The organism is Rossellomorea sp. KS-H15a (genome assembly GCF_024195245.1).
Lineage (GTDB): Bacteria > Bacillota > Bacilli > Bacillales > Bacillaceae_B > Rossellomorea > Rossellomorea vietnamensis.
The window spans coordinates 1,516,836-1,530,373 of the sequence record NZ_CP096886.1 but is presented as its reverse complement, the minus strand read 5'-3'; the positions used below and the strand labels follow the sequence as shown (position 1 = coordinate 1,530,373).

Here is a 13,538-nt window from a genome sequence, read left to right as displayed (position 1 = left end):
ATAATTAAAATAAATGCACTCCTGATTTCGGGTACACTGTAATAATAATATTTACAGTTAAAGATGTCAACTCTTTTTAGAAAACTCTTTTTTGACCGTTATGATTATTCCTTACCCGATAAGCTAAATGGATAAACGTAAGATTGACCTCATTGAATTCTTCGAAGTTTTTTGACAAGAAGCTTATATAAACAAAAGAGGACTTATAAAACTGATAAAAAGAAGAATCCTTCCCCATTAGAGAAGAATTCCTTATACCACTCTATTTTCTTGAAACGGCACCTTTCGCAGAAACGGCGGCGAATGTAATCGTGATGGCACAGACAATCACGATGGCGATGACACCCTGCATCAAATCCCAAAATACCCAACCGTCTATGAGAGCGGTCCGCATGCTTTCAAACACATAGGTCGTCGGGTTGATCGTGGCGGCAATCTTTAACCACTGAGCCTCGATCAATTCAAGTGGAACAAAGGTCGTGCTTAAGAAAATGAGCGGGAAAAAGATGAATGTCCCCGCCTGGGCAGCCTGGGCATTTCTCGTCCGCAGGGCAATCCCGACGGAATACCCGGCAAAGGCAAGTCCCCAGCCAATCGCGATCAAGAGGACAAACAAAACCCCGGCAAATCCTGTTTTGACGTTCAGACCGAGTAAAAAGGCCATTCCAATGATAAGGAGCGTCTGGACGAGTAGCTGCAGCATTCCGGCAATGATCGGACCGAGGACGATGGCAAGGCGCGATGCCGGTGTCAAAAGCAGTCTTGAGAAAAAGCCGGTTTCAATATCCTTTACGATGCTCTGACCCGCTCCCCCTGCTCCACCGATGGCAGCCGATACAATCGATACGGGAAGAATGAAGGCCAGGTAATCGGCACCTTCAAAGGTCGGCAACTGGGATATCCCGCTCAGTCCTCCCTCGTACACCAGAAGGAAGAAAGCAGAAATAATCAGATTAGGAATGAATGAAAACGGGTTTCGAATGGTGGTTTTGATGTTCCGGACCGTCATGAGCCACGTGTCCTTGAATACATTATTCCCCACGGCTCTTCACCCCTTCCTTCGTCTCGCTCGTCAATTTCAGGAAGATATCATCCAGGGTAGGGGAAGACAATTGAATGTCGACAATCCCGATTTCCTCCGTGTCAAGGATTCGGACGACCTCGAGAAGCTGCCTCGTTCCCTCTTCTACATATACGAGGATCTTTTCTTGTTGAGCGAGAACATCGACTCCTTCCATTTGGGTGCGAATCAGGTTCACACTGTGTTCGATCACATCACGATCTTTCAAGGTGATGGTAATGAGATCCTGCCCGATCTCAGCCTTCAAGTCCTTCGGAGATCCCATGGCGACGATTTCGCCTTTATTGATGATACCGATCCGGTCTGCCAGGGAATCGGCTTCCTCCAAATACTGCGTTGTGAGAAAGATGGTCGTGCCCTTTTCCTTATTCAGCCGGCGAAGCTCTTTCCAGATTGCTGCCCGGCTCGAGGGATCCAGTCCCGTCGTCGGTTCGTCAAGGAATAGGATATTCGGTTCGTTGACCAGGGTGAGGGCAAGATCCAGTCTCCTTCTCATCCCCCCGGAATACCCACCGATCCTTCGCTCAGATGCTTCTGATAAATCTACAATCTCGAGAAGCTCCTGTGCCCGTCGTTTCCCTTCTTCCTTACCGAAGCCGAAAATAAACGCCTGAAGCTCCACCATCTCGCGGCCGGTCAAATCCGGGTCGACCCCCGTCTCCTGAAGGGCGACGCCGATATGCCGGCGGACGCGTTCCGGCTCCCCGATAACATCGTATCCGGCTACCTCCACTTTTCCAGAGGAAGCATTGATGAGGGTCGTCAAAATCTGGACCGTCGTCGATTTCCCAGCACCATTGGGACCTAAAAAAGCAAAAAACTCCCCTTCCTCGACATGGAAAGATACATCCTTCACTGCCTGCACATTTCCTTTTTTAAATGTTTTGGTTAGATTCTCCACTTCAATCCTGCCATTCATGAACATCCCTCCGTTCTATCTATTTCTATTCGAGGAGGGAGTTGGTTTATCCTTTATTGAGTATGTGCCGATGTGTTGGCATGCCAAGGAGACAGGCACCTTGACTCTTAAAAGTGAACCGGGGTGACTGTCCCTGTGAAACTCATAAATTCATGTGTTAAAACAACCATCTTTTCCGGTTGTTCGAGTATGGTCCAGTGCCCGCTTTCTTCTACTTCTTTAAGGATGACATTATTCAAATGTACCAAAACGTTTTCTCTCATATAGGCAGGGGGTAATATATCATGTGATCCTTGAGCAATCATGATGGGGAGGGTCCGGAATACAGGCACGGCCGGAATCAGGTTGTAATGGTGGTCAAGTTCTTTCCCAATATGCTTAAGGGCATCCTGGTTGTATGAGATCATCGTTTTCTTTTTTAATGTGTCGACTGAATACACGTAATGAGGGTCGAAAAGTTGTTCAAGTTTCCGGGAAGAATCAAGACCCAAGAGAGAAGAAAAAGAATAATACGCGAGAAGCATTTTCTTGTATAAGCCGAGTTTCCGTAAAAGGTATTCTTTGAACGCCCGATAATCCTTAGAGGTTAAACCTATGGCAGCAGTGAGAATCAGTTTATGGATGCGGTCCGGATGCTTCGACGCATAGGATAGGGCCAGGATGCTTCCCCACGACTCACCGAAAAGCGTCATTTTCTCCAGGTTGAGGGCTTTTCTGATTTCTTCGAGATTGTTGACTTCATCGTCTATGGAATATGAATGTCCTTCCTCTACTTCAGATCTTCCGCACCCGGTTTGATCATAAAAAATGATCTGAAAGCTTTTCCCTAAAGGCTCCATGTGAGGGAGGAAATAGTCAGAACTTCCACCTGGTCCTCCATGGAGGAAAACAATCGGCTCACCTTCTCCTTTTTTAGTAATAAAAACGTTCTTTCCATTTATTATGACATACTTTTCTTCCATCAATCCATTAGCCTCCTATTAATGAATACATACACACCCGCTAAAAGAGTCAACATGACCACCACAAGAATGGTTCCCTCGTAGGGATAATCAATTAAGCTATCGATGATCACGATCAACCCTAATGGAAGAAAAAAGAGAAATCCCGTTACCGTTCCTAGCAAAGACTTATTTTTGATCATCTTTTCATTGAAGCCTGCGAGCAGCCAAGTTTGTTTTTTGACACCGACTAAATATGAAACGAGGACAAGAGCAAGACCGATCACCAGCAAACCGAAGTCCATAGTGATTCCTCCCAATTTTTCATGTTAGTACATGTACGTTTCAGCTCCAGAAAGGTTCCATATTTTTACTAAAATAAGCCCCATTGGCGTACCAAGGGACCTGTCCTTACTATAGATTAAGGCATAGAGCTGACAGCAAAATAGATAAACACGGTTGCCACCATCAGAAACACCATCCAGCCATTTGAAATGGCGAGTACCCGTCTGACCATCCACACGTTTTCCAGCTTGATTTGAATCATAAACCCGATTGCTACGATGGCGATCCAAGCCAACATTCCATACGGTGAGAATAAATATCCTGAATTCATGATCCACAGGATAAAGATGATGAAGTAGACCAATATGAATACGAAAGCCAGCTTCTTCATACTGTTCCCTCCTGACCTTGCTGGGAATGTTTCGTTGGGACGTGGATTGCTCCACCCTTACCTTTCACGCGTTTCAACGTTGCCACAATCAAAAAGCTGACAATGACGAGGAGAAGCCATGAGCTTACCTTCCCAAGGTGGACAAGGCTCCAGGCTTCGGTCTGGTTCGGGTATTCCCAGGCACCGAAGAAGGTTGCGATGTTTTCAGCGATCCAGATGAAGAAACCTATAAGGACAAATGATAGAGCGAGGGGCATGTGGTAACGTGTCCCACCCACCTCATATTCGACCCACGTTTTCCAAAAGACGACGATGACAAGGCCCGAAAGCCACCAGCGGATGTCGATCCAATAATGGTGGGTAAAGAAGTTCAAGTATATCGCTGCGGCAAGAACTACGACTGTCCAAAACGGCGGCCACCGGATCAGCTCCACCTTGAGCCTCCTCCACGCCTGGCACAGGTAACTTGCTACACTTGCATACATGAATCCACTGTATAAAGGGACGCCGAACAGCTTGGAATAGCCTTCCCCTGGATAGGACCACGAGCCCATATGTACCTTGAACAGTTCAAGGGCAAGGCCGATCAGATGGAATAGGGTGATGACTTTCAGTTCATCCCGGGTTTCGAGACCCGATTTCACCATTCCCCATTGCATGACAAGACAGATCAAGAGCAGCCAGTCATACCTTGGCAGGAAGGGAAGTGGAATGATTTGCGTCAACGCTAAAGACGCAAAGATGACCACAGGAAACAAGCAGGACAGAGCCTGCTCCCAGCCGAAACGAAGGAGTTGTTTGCCCGCTCTCATGATCATGATTCTGCTTCTTCATCCCGTTGATACTCAAGCAAATCTCCCGGCTGACAATCAAGTGCCTTGCAGATCGCGTCCAGGGTAGATAAACGAACCGCCTTTGCCTTCCCGTTTTTCAGGATCGAAAGGTTAGCCATTGTGATTCCCACTTTTTCCGAAAGCTCCGTCACACTCATTTTCCGTTTCGCAAGCATCACATCTATATTGATTATAATTGCCATAATTTCACCTCAGACCGTTAAATCATTTTCAGATTTGATTTCGATGGCATTGTTCAATAGCTTCTGGAGAACGGCTGCAAAGACGGCGATCACAGCTGAGCCGAAGATAAAGATCATACCGATCACGATGACTCCAGGCGCGTCATCTGCTTCCGCCACCATATAAAAGAGCGGCATGCCCGCTGTGTAGAAGGAACCGATGACGATGGCACATGTTTTGATCTTCTTTAACGCTATGACTGATGAATCCGAGAATGCATCGTTCCGATCAATAAACGTTAACAGTTTGAATGCCTGAAACAATGCGGCGTAGAAAGGAATCGCCGATGCGTACATGACGGCAAGAATCCCATAGACCATACTGGCAAAGCTCGTGCCAGCTACATTCATTGCGAGCAGGGGTAACCCGAAGAAGCATAAAGCAGCAATGGGGGTCCCTATAAGAAAAAGAGCAATCTTCAAGAAGAGTGTTTCCCGTTTCATTCATAGCACCTCACTTGATAATATAATATGAATTTAACATGTTGTTTATTGTTTTACAATAAATTTTTATTATTTTTTAAGATATGTTTATTGATAAATAAAAAGCACCCCCTTATGCGTGGGGATGCTCACCAACCGGAATCCAGATGTCCATTTCATATTCATTGCTATCTTCATTTCCAAACAAATGCGCGTCCACCACTTCAATCTCGGGCATTCCTTTTTCAATAAGATATCCTTCCTCATCGAAGACCTTCCACAGCTTGTGGTAGGTTGCAGAAATGTTTCGGGACGGACCTGTATGCTTGAATACGACGTATTTCTGCTTCGGGAAAAGATGTACCGTCAAGTCCTTTCTTATTCTTCGAAAAGCTACAGAATCCATCTCCATCCCACAGGTGTAATAGTAGTCATCGCTTCTCGGGGGAAGGCAGACCCCTACAATCTGATCCACCTGATCCGTTGTGATGAATTCCTTCGCTTTCTCCCATAGGTCAGGGATCGGATACGCAACATCTCCACCCCAGCTTCCCGGAGCGCTATACCCGACCACAACAAAAGATTCCTTCACCACTTCTTTAAACTCCATTCCTCTCCCCCCTCTCTTCTCACCAACACTCTACTAATATAGTAGAAATTCAAGACACCCTCCTGTCCATTCTTGCTCATGATAGACAGGTGAGGGACGGACCTTTATGGGCGGGAAATCTATAGAGTAAATAGACCTTTTGGAGGTCCGTCCCTCAAAAAAAGGAGTCCAGCCATGGGGCCGGACTCCTTTAAGTGAATCTTATTCATGCGCAAGTACTGTGCGCGATTGTTTTCTTTCCTGGAAGTAGTAGAGTACGAGTGTTGCGGCAACCAGGATTCCCATGATCATGTACAGGGAACGGTAGCCGGTCAAGGGAATCAGGAGGCCAAGTACATAAGGTCCGAACCCAAGGCCTGCATCCAGGGAAATGTAATAGGTTGAAGTGGCGAGCCCCACACGCTCAGGTGGAACGGCCTTCACCGCAATCGCCTGTGTGACGGATTGCATATTACCGAATCCAAGTCCGATCAGAACACCTGAAAGAAGCAGGATCATCGTGTTACCTGCCGCACTTAATAGGAACAAGCCCGCCGCAAACAGGACAAACGCCGGCAGCATGACGGCCTTGGCACCTTTTGCATCCATCAGTCTTCCAGTGAATGGACGCGATACGAGGATCGCTACGGCATACACCACAAAGAACACGCTCGCAGCTTCCACAAGATCGATGTCGATAGCATAGAAATTAATGAACGACAGGACACTTGAGTAAGCAAGGGAAACGAATAGCACGACAAGAGCGATAGGCAGTGCCTTTGGCTCGATGAAGCTTGACAGGCTCAGGCGTTCTTTCTCCGCTTTTTTTCCAGCCGGTTTCTTGACAACCGGGATTTTCACGAACAGTGTAATGATGTAGCTGATGACCCCAAGTGCAAGACAGAAGGCAAAGATCGTTGTGAAGCTTGCATGCTGACTTAAGAAAAGACCGAAGAATGGCCCAACAGCGGTTGCGAGTGTGATACTCATACTGTAGTAACCTATTCCTTCCCCTTTCCGGCTCCCAGGGATGATTTCCGCTACGATGGTACCGGTAGCCGTACTGACCATTCCGAGTGCCACCCCGTGTAGAAAACGGGTAAGCAGCAAGAAACTGATGCCACCCTCCACGAAATACAGGCATGAGGTGGCAATGAAAGCAATCATGCCGACAAACAGCATTTTCTTATTTCCGATCGTCGTGATCATCCGACCAAGGAATAGACGTCCAATCAAGGTCCCGATGATGAAGATCCCGGTCACAAGTCCCGCCTGACTTTCCGATGCACCGAATTGATCCACGGCATAGACCGCCATGGTAACAAGCAATAAATAAAAGATTAAATAGATGAAAAAGTTGGCGATGGACATGAGCGTGAAGTCCTTCGTCCATAGCTTTGACTGTGTCTGACTCATCTGTAAAACTCCTATCTGTTCAAGTTTTCTTTGATTTTTTTCATCATTTCCATCATCTCAAGCTGTTTCTCTTCGCTAATTCCTTCCATGATGGACTGTTCAAAACGGTCGATGGTTTTGCGGGCATTCTCATACACTTCAATCCCCGCCTCCGTCAGCTGCATCCGCTTTTCCCGGCGATCCTTCCCGGGAATCCGCTCGATATAACCTGCTTCCTCCAACTGATGAACCGTCCTCGTAATCGTGGGTTTCTCCACACTCTGATAGTTGGAGATCTCCACATTGGAGGCAGGTCCGTTATGATAAAGATTATATAAAATCGTCCACTGAGCCCTATGCAGACCGTGTTCATTCAGCTGAACGTTCAATTGATTCTCAAATGGTCTGTAGAGCCTGATCAGCTCCTGAAAAAACTGTTGCTCCGATTTCATTTGGTGGATCCTCCTTTTTATATAGTTATCTTGGGTAATGGTTATCATGAGTAACTATTATATAGTAACAGATGATTGTAGGGTTGTCGAGAAAAGGGAATGCGGAGATTTAACTGGGTGGATTTCTTTTAATTGATGCTGTTTTTCAAAACTTTCTTTGTAGTAAATGGCTGGTGCGATACCACCCTGAGGAAATTTTTTCATTCGCTATAGAGATTTTAAATAGAATAATAGAAAAAAGAAGCAGCTTCTGCTACTCCTTTTTATCAACCTATTAATTTCTAGGATCCACGTAATCCGGATAATCCGTAATAATTGCATCAACGTCCATGTCGAATAAAAAATCTGCCGCTTCATGACTCCTCACTGTCCACGACCCGATTTGCATATCAAGGGAGTGAACATCTTCTACTACTTGTTCTGTGACGATACCATAGCTTGGATTGAACCATTCTGCATACTCAGAAATTTCTTTTAATGCTTCAGGTGTCGCTTGCGACTGACTCCAGGCTAAAACTCCGACTGGGACTTTTGGAAGGAGTTGATCCATCTTTTTCATAGAGTCAAAATTAAACGATTGAAGAATGATTTTTTCATTTTGCGGTGTATCGAGGTGACGTTCCTTTAATGCATCAGCTACTTGTTCCTCTATACCAGGATAAAGCTCAGGAGACTTCATTTCGATTAAGATCCCCACTTTTCCATGATAGCGATCCAGGACCTCTTCAAATGTAGGAATCTCTTCTCCTGCAAATTGTTCACCTTTCCAACTGCCTGCATCAAGACTCTTCATTTCCTCGAGTGTCAGATCCCCTACTTTTCCCGATCCATCGGTTGTGCGATCCACTGATGTGTCATGGATGACAACCAATTCACCATCTTTGCTTCGTTGAACATCGATTTCGATATAATCCGCCTTCATATCCACTGCCAGATCATAGCTTGCGATCGTATTTTCAGGTGCATAAGCTGCCGCCCCGCGGTGTGCAATATTCTCTACCTGCTTTTCCTCACCTGCTGATGGCTCTTCTGCAAACGCCAGGCTGAACGGACTCAATAACAATGAAACCGCAATTCCTGTACCAACTAACAACTTTTTGTTCATGTTCTTCATCTCCTATTCCTAATATGTATTCGACTACATTTTAGGGAAGGGATGTTAAGTGGGTATGTAGTTCGGTACCCATCTTAATAAAGGTTGTGTGAAGAAATTTCGATCTATTTCCTTAGGGATTTTTACAAAAAGGAAAAAGTACTGTGATGTAGTATTATTTGCTTATCATGCAGCCTACTTCAAAGCGTTCATCTCCCATACTTTCTCCTCTCCGGTTTCCATATCCTTCACCTTAAACTGATTCTTCCGGACCTCCTCTTCTCCTATAACAATCACATTCCGTACCCCTTCTTTATTTGCTTTCTCCAAGAGCTTTCCTAATTTCCGGCTGCTCATCTCAACTTCGACAATATAGCCTTTTTTCCTTAAATCATGTGCCACCCGTAAAGCTTCCTTCCCGGTACCAAGTGGAATGACGTAATAGTCAACGGTGGCACTTTTCTTCCCATTTTGCTTAGTCGTCATGATCGCTGCATATATGACATCCAATCCAAAGGAGATACCGACGGTCGAGACATTTTCACCTGTTCCCAATAGACCACCGATAGCATTGTCATACCGTCCTCCGCTACCGATACTTGATGTGATGGACCCATCCGTTAAGAATATTTCATAAATGGTTCCCGTGTAGATTTCCAGACCTCTTGCCAAAAAGGGATTAAACACGCATTGTTCGTTGATTTCCAGGAAGTCAAGATAGGAAGTCAGTTCCTTTAATTCATCCAATCCTTCCCTGATTTGGCCGTTTTGATCGGCGGATGATTCGAAATAGCCCCATCGGTTATTGTCCGTGGCTGTTAAAAATTGTTGGATCAATCGGTTAGTGCTGTCCGCAATGGACAGGTCAGAGAGTTCTGAGATAACCGCATCGACACCAATCTTTTCGAGTTTATCGAGGATTAAAACTGCTTGATTGATTCGATCCGCTTCCACACCGAACACTTCAAGCATTCCCGTCAGCAGTTTCCGGTTATTGTATTGAATGGTCACCTTCATATCGAGCTTTCCGAATGCATCCACGGCCATCATCATCAGCTCCGCTTCCGCCACCTGTGATTCAACGCCCACTATATCTACATCGCACTGAGTGAATTCCCGAAACCTTCCCGCCTTGATTGGTCCGTCCCTGAACACTTTTCCGATTTCATAGCGTTTGAACGGCAGGGGGATGGTCGGGTTCATGGCCGCCACCTTGGCAAAAGGAATCGTCAAATCATAGCGCAGGGCAAGGTCCCTTTCACCCCTGTCCGTTAAGGTGTACATCTCTTCCAGGATCTCAGCCCCTCCTGCATATTTCGAGGCGAGTAATTCTGTGTAATTCAGGATCGGGGTCTCGAGGGGTTTGCAGCCGTATTGGATAAAAACCTCCTCCAGCGTCCTCCTGACTTCCCTTCTGATCACTTCCGCCTCCGGTAAATAATCCTGCGTCCCTTTGACATTTTGATAATCCATTTTCTTCATCTTCATCTTTCTTCTCCTCCTTTTTTGTATAAAAAAAGAACCACACTTGATAAGCGAATAACTTAATCAAATGCGGTTCTATGGGAAATAACCTTCCTATGTGCGATTGTTAAAAATCGGATAGCAAGGTTACTCGATATGATGATGGAATTGTGTGAATGAGCGTTGCTTGTTGATGAAAGTCATTTTTATCCACCTCTTATTTTCACTTATGTTAGCACGGCAGAAGATGGTTTTCAATACAATTTGAAGATTTATCGATTTCCCCTTTTAAAGGCGTCAATGATAAGAGAAGGTGCAACTAGCCTTTCTGCCTGATTTCTTGGATCGAACTTTTTTGACCGGAAGATAACGCCGTCAGCACCATCCCAGCCATACTGATGGAACTGTCCGTTTTCGTCACAATACTCTAGTAAACTGACTTCAAACCCTGCCGCTTCAAATAACTCAATTAACAACTTATAGTTGTAAACAATCTTATGACTCGCTGCAGGATGATCTTCGGGCCCTGGACCTCCTATCTGCACGATACTTTGATAGGTTTCATCAGGGAAGTACCCATCAGGTACAGCACAGCGAATGTATCCAAATGGCTTAAGGTACTTCATACAAGTCTTTGCTGCCTGTAGCCCTTCTTCATATGTAAGGTGTTCCCAAACATGCTCAGCTAAAATAGCGGAAATGGAGTTTTCTTTAAACATGTTTTTCCACGTCGTTTCATTTAGTAAGTCTACCTCTTCTTCCTGAGTATGTAACCAACCAGGATTATTACGGTATTCTCCTGCTCCAATGACGACTTTCAGTTCTGTTTGAGTATGATTCATTAAGACAACCTCGCTTTGTTTGGATATCCAATGCAATTCGTATAGTCAAAAAACATATTGATTTCCTTCACAAATTTATTCGTTTCCTCCAGGTCAGGAAAATGGGCACTCTTCCCGAAAAGTACAAGTCTGCAGTTTGGCAGGTTGGAATGAATCAGTTTCGAAATAGGCACTCCTGTATTTCGATCGAAGACTCCGGTTAGAATGAGTGTCTGGTGCTGAATCTCCTTGAGACGGTCAAGAAGGGGGACTGCCACTGGGCTGTTAGTGAGGGCACGGCTCATCAGGCCCGTGTTAACGAGATCGCTTTCCTCCCACAACCCGCGATTTTCCCTGGCAACCTCCTGGTCTTCAAATAATAACAGGTCCACAATTTCAGGGCTCACCATCTCCCAAACCTCGTTATAGATTTCTTCAACAGTCGCTCCTGTTTGAAAATGCTCTGATAGTCGATTAAATAGATCGGATACTCCAATAGACATGAAACCAGTTATCTGCACCATTTTTTGAACATCTGTATGTAGGAGACTTGGGGCTGAGAGGATGAGGTGATGAATCTCTTCAGGAAAGGAATGGGTGATCTCAAGAGCCAGCTCTCCTCCAAATGAATATCCAAGTAGGTCGACCTTTCCGACGCCTAACCATTTTTTCAGCTCTTTGAAATCTTCAGTCAGTTCGTCAATTGAATATTGATCATCAGCGGAAGGCTTATCCGATCTCCCACAACCGCGTTGCTCATAGTAAACAATCGTCCTGGATTTCGCCAATAACGGACCAGCCGTCCTTTCAAACACATAATGATTGCCTCCAGGTCCACCGTGAATAAGAATAAGGGGGATGGTTTGATTTTCAGCGCCTTCGATTTTCACCCAGTGATTGATTCCATTAAGAGTCACTGTGAATTCTCCGTTTTTAAGATAGGACATGGTGATGTCTCCTTCGTTTCTTAAATTGAAGTGGATGTATATTCATCTTTTAAACACAGCTTAGCGATATACAGAATTTGTCCCATATGTTCGGAAAAGTGTGCAGCACATTGATGCAGAATCTCTACATTTGTCCGTTCCCTGCCTCTGACTAACTGAGTTTCGAGGAGAGACTCCTCAGACATTTCACGTATGGTATCGATTACGAATTGAAATTGATCCATAACCATCTGTTCTATATCCGCGTTTGAGACATACACAGGCCTGAATTCTTCTTCTCGGTTTCTGGTATAGTCTCCATTGCAAATCCCTTTGTGAATTCTTTCCATAATATTTCCATTGATGTGACGTATCAGCGTTGACACACTATGACCGGTGTTTCCTGGTCTCCAATTAACTTGTTCATCCGTCATTTGAGCAAGCGCTTTTAACATCCTGTTTTTTAATTCATCAAACTTGTTAAGCAACCAGTCTTTTTGAATGTACTTCTCCCCCTATCTTAAAAGAACCAAAAACCCGAGGTGAATAACGCAGTGAAGAGTAAAATATTCATACCTGTTTCCATCAACGTATAAATAGACTCTCTCTTGTCACTGAACACTTTGTTTTCGACAAAAGATTTCCATAAATTCCTCGCAACGTAAAAGATAGCCACAATGAAATATGGGTGAAAAAACCAGTATTCACTATCGAAGTCAGTCACAACATGAAAGATAAAACCGGCTAATAGTACCAACAATGTCAAATAACTTAATAGCTTATCTCCTCTTTCATGATGATCATTGACTGTTTCAGAAGAAAAGAATGACCTCCTTTTCACACCGAGCCGTTTGCTTGTCACACGATGAAAGAAGGTATCCAAAATGGCATAAATCCCTAGAATAAGTAGAACTTTCAGTAACAGTGTTGTCATGAATCCCAACAACTTCACCTCCTTTCTTTATCATTGAATATGCCACCTGTCTTTCAAGACGTGGTACTCCCTATCCAACATACTCATAAACACATCTGTCTCAAACTTCCCTTCAATCAAAGCCCCTTCACGTTCAATATTTCGAATTCCTCATAGCAAACCCTTCCTTTATAGAAGGCCACTCCTCATCAATGATCGAGTAAACAACGGCATTTCTGACATATCCTCCCGACAAAATCCTTTCTTTCCTCAAGACTCCCTCTTTCACGGCACCCAACCGCTCAATGGCTCTCTGAGAACGAAGATTCCGTTCATCGGTTTTGATCTGGACCCGCATCATCCCTAACGTTTCAAAGCAATAGCGAAGGCTCAGAAACTTGCAGTTGGAATTCACGAAGGACCTTTGATGATCTTTGCTGTACCAAGTTGAACCGAGTTCACAGGATTTTTGTGTAAGATTGATTTCGAATAATCGGGTAGACCCAATGATCTTATTCTGTTCTTTCAGCACCACTGCAAAAGGGATGGCAGTCTGCTGGTCCCGCAAACGAATGGCGGCGGTGACCCATTGTTCCATTTGATCATGCGTAGTAATTTCCGTCAGCATAAAACGCCAAATCTCAGGATCGTTTGCTTCAAGAAGAGTAGCTGAATGGTGGACCTCCAGGGGAATCAGCTTTATTTTCTCGTTTTCTAAGGTTGGCGGTGATTGAAAAATATTGGTTTTCATACGTACCTATCCTTCCCTT

At 44.8% G+C, this 13,538-nt stretch carries 18 protein-coding genes; all 18 read right to left on the bottom strand.

The annotated features are described in order from the left end of the window. Window positions 1–262 precede the first annotated feature (262 nt). Window positions 263–1,042 (bottom strand): ABC transporter permease, encoded by a 780-nt coding sequence (locus M1J35_RS07930; RefSeq protein WP_174523023.1) that lies wholly within the window; start codon window positions 1,040–1,042, stop codon window positions 263–265. Continuing rightward, window positions 1,032–2,000 carry an ATP-binding cassette domain-containing protein gene (locus tag M1J35_RS07925; RefSeq protein ID WP_254653322.1) on the bottom strand — a complete coding sequence of 323 codons (969 nt, stop codon included), beginning with the start codon at window positions 1,998–2,000 and terminating at the stop codon, window positions 1,032–1,034. Before M1J35_RS07925 ends, M1J35_RS07930 begins: the two co-directional genes overlap by 11 nt. Window positions 2,001–2,107: 107 nt before the next feature. Continuing rightward, window positions 2,108–2,962, bottom strand: a complete 855-nt coding sequence (locus M1J35_RS07920; protein WP_254653709.1) for an alpha/beta fold hydrolase — start codon at window positions 2,960–2,962, stop codon at window positions 2,108–2,110. Further along, a complete protein-coding gene (locus M1J35_RS07915; RefSeq protein WP_254653321.1) occupies window positions 2,962–3,246 on the bottom strand; it encodes a DUF3784 domain-containing protein in 285 nt (94 codons plus the stop codon). The genes M1J35_RS07920 and M1J35_RS07915 overlap by 1 nt, the downstream gene beginning before the upstream one ends. Window positions 3,247–3,362: 116 nt before the next feature. Then, window positions 3,363–3,617, bottom strand: a complete 255-nt coding sequence (locus M1J35_RS07910; protein WP_254653320.1) for a hypothetical protein — start codon at window positions 3,615–3,617, stop codon at window positions 3,363–3,365. Beyond that, complete coding sequence (locus tag M1J35_RS07905; RefSeq protein WP_254653708.1) at window positions 3,614–4,429, bottom strand: DUF817 domain-containing protein; 816 nt, start codon at window positions 4,427–4,429, stop codon at window positions 3,614–3,616. Before M1J35_RS07905 ends, M1J35_RS07910 begins: the two co-directional genes overlap by 4 nt. A 2-nt stretch (window positions 4,430–4,431) precedes the next feature. After that, the gene (locus tag M1J35_RS07900) at window positions 4,432–4,653 is read right to left on the bottom strand and encodes a helix-turn-helix domain-containing protein (protein WP_034762209.1); all 222 of its coding nucleotides are present in this window, start codon (window positions 4,651–4,653) and stop codon (window positions 4,432–4,434) included. A 9-nt stretch (window positions 4,654–4,662) separates the two neighbouring features. After that, window positions 4,663–5,136 (bottom strand): DUF2975 domain-containing protein, encoded by a 474-nt coding sequence (locus M1J35_RS07895; RefSeq protein WP_254653319.1) that lies wholly within the window; start codon window positions 5,134–5,136, stop codon window positions 4,663–4,665. A 112-nt stretch (window positions 5,137–5,248) separates the two neighbouring features. After that, window positions 5,249–5,725 carry a GyrI-like domain-containing protein gene (locus tag M1J35_RS07890; protein WP_254653318.1) on the bottom strand — a complete coding sequence of 159 codons (477 nt, stop codon included), beginning with the start codon at window positions 5,723–5,725 and terminating at the stop codon, window positions 5,249–5,251. A 201-nt stretch (window positions 5,726–5,926) separates the two neighbouring features. Then, window positions 5,927–7,120 (bottom strand): MFS transporter, encoded by a 1,194-nt coding sequence (locus M1J35_RS07885; RefSeq protein ID WP_254653317.1) that lies wholly within the window; start codon window positions 7,118–7,120, stop codon window positions 5,927–5,929. Window positions 7,121–7,131: 11 nt separating this feature from the next. Further along, window positions 7,132–7,551: a MarR family winged helix-turn-helix transcriptional regulator gene (locus tag M1J35_RS07880; protein WP_224520843.1), complete on the bottom strand. Its 420-nt coding sequence runs from the start codon at window positions 7,549–7,551 to the stop codon at window positions 7,132–7,134. Between the two features lie 274 nt (window positions 7,552–7,825). Next, window positions 7,826–8,656: a glycerophosphodiester phosphodiesterase gene (locus M1J35_RS07875; protein ID WP_254653316.1), complete on the bottom strand. Its 831-nt coding sequence runs from the start codon at window positions 8,654–8,656 to the stop codon at window positions 7,826–7,828. Between the two features lie 183 nt (window positions 8,657–8,839). Next, window positions 8,840–10,126 (bottom strand): histidine--tRNA ligase, encoded by a 1,287-nt coding sequence (locus M1J35_RS07870; protein WP_254653707.1) that lies wholly within the window; start codon window positions 10,124–10,126, stop codon window positions 8,840–8,842. Window positions 10,127–10,380: 254 nt separating this feature from the next. Continuing rightward, entirely contained in the window at window positions 10,381–10,950 is a 570-nt protein-coding gene (locus tag M1J35_RS07865; RefSeq protein ID WP_254653315.1) for a class I SAM-dependent methyltransferase, read from the bottom strand. Further along, complete coding sequence (locus M1J35_RS07860; protein ID WP_254653314.1) at window positions 10,950–11,876, bottom strand: alpha/beta fold hydrolase; 927 nt, start codon at window positions 11,874–11,876, stop codon at window positions 10,950–10,952. Before M1J35_RS07860 ends, M1J35_RS07865 begins: the two co-directional genes overlap by 1 nt. A gap of 20 nt (window positions 11,877–11,896) precedes the next feature. After that, a complete protein-coding gene (locus M1J35_RS07855; RefSeq protein WP_254653313.1) occupies window positions 11,897–12,343 on the bottom strand; it encodes a DinB family protein in 447 nt (148 codons plus the stop codon). Window positions 12,344–12,375: 32 nt separating this feature from the next. Then, on the bottom strand, window positions 12,376–12,789 hold the full coding sequence (locus M1J35_RS07850) for a DUF4181 domain-containing protein (RefSeq protein WP_254653706.1): 414 nt from the start codon (window positions 12,787–12,789) through the stop codon (window positions 12,376–12,378). Window positions 12,790–12,922: 133 nt separating this feature from the next. Continuing rightward, window positions 12,923–13,519 carry a GNAT family N-acetyltransferase gene (locus M1J35_RS07845; protein ID WP_254653312.1) on the bottom strand — a complete coding sequence of 199 codons (597 nt, stop codon included), beginning with the start codon at window positions 13,517–13,519 and terminating at the stop codon, window positions 12,923–12,925. Window positions 13,520–13,538: the final 19 nt, after the last annotated feature.

What these genes read in the sequence shown, in the direction of transcription:
- M1J35_RS07885 (WP_254653317.1), bottom strand. Translation starts at nt 7,120, where the DNA reads ATGAGTCAGACACAGTCAAAGCTATGGACGAAGGACTTCACGCTCATG.
- M1J35_RS07895 (WP_254653319.1), bottom strand. Translation starts at nt 5,136, where the DNA reads ATGAAACGGGAAACACTCTTCTTGAAGATTGCTCTTTTTCTTATAGGG.
- M1J35_RS07880 (WP_224520843.1), bottom strand. Translation starts at nt 7,551, where the DNA reads ATGAAATCGGAGCAACAGTTTTTTCAGGAGCTGATCAGGCTCTACAGA.
- M1J35_RS07860 (WP_254653314.1), bottom strand. Translation starts at nt 11,876, where the DNA reads ATGTCCTATCTTAAAAACGGAGAATTCACAGTGACTCTTAATGGAATC.
- M1J35_RS07905 (WP_254653708.1), bottom strand. Translation starts at nt 4,429, where the DNA reads ATGAGAGCGGGCAAACAACTCCTTCGTTTCGGCTGGGAGCAGGCTCTG.
- M1J35_RS07865 (WP_254653315.1), bottom strand. Translation starts at nt 10,950, where the DNA reads ATGAATCATACTCAAACAGAACTGAAAGTCGTCATTGGAGCAGGAGAA.
- M1J35_RS07870 (WP_254653707.1), bottom strand. Translation starts at nt 10,126, where the DNA reads ATGAAGAAAATGGATTATCAAAATGTCAAAGGGACGCAGGATTATTTA.
- M1J35_RS07875 (WP_254653316.1), bottom strand. Translation starts at nt 8,656, where the DNA reads ATGAACAAAAAGTTGTTAGTTGGTACAGGAATTGCGGTTTCATTGTTA.
- M1J35_RS07925 (WP_254653322.1), bottom strand. Translation starts at nt 2,000, where the DNA reads ATGAATGGCAGGATTGAAGTGGAGAATCTAACCAAAACATTTAAAAAA.
- M1J35_RS07920 (WP_254653709.1), bottom strand. Translation starts at nt 2,962, where the DNA reads ATGGAAGAAAAGTATGTCATAATAAATGGAAAGAACGTTTTTATTACT.
- M1J35_RS07845 (WP_254653312.1), bottom strand. Translation starts at nt 13,519, where the DNA reads ATGAAAACCAATATTTTTCAATCACCGCCAACCTTAGAAAACGAGAAA.
- M1J35_RS07915 (WP_254653321.1), bottom strand. Translation starts at nt 3,246, where the DNA reads ATGGACTTCGGTTTGCTGGTGATCGGTCTTGCTCTTGTCCTCGTTTCA.
- M1J35_RS07900 (WP_034762209.1), bottom strand. Translation starts at nt 4,653, where the DNA reads ATGGCAATTATAATCAATATAGATGTGATGCTTGCGAAACGGAAAATG.
- M1J35_RS07910 (WP_254653320.1), bottom strand. Translation starts at nt 3,617, where the DNA reads ATGAAGAAGCTGGCTTTCGTATTCATATTGGTCTACTTCATCATCTTT.
- M1J35_RS07850 (WP_254653706.1), bottom strand. Translation starts at nt 12,789, where the DNA reads ATGACAACACTGTTACTGAAAGTTCTACTTATTCTAGGGATTTATGCC.
- M1J35_RS07890 (WP_254653318.1), bottom strand. Translation starts at nt 5,725, where the DNA reads ATGGAGTTTAAAGAAGTGGTGAAGGAATCTTTTGTTGTGGTCGGGTAT.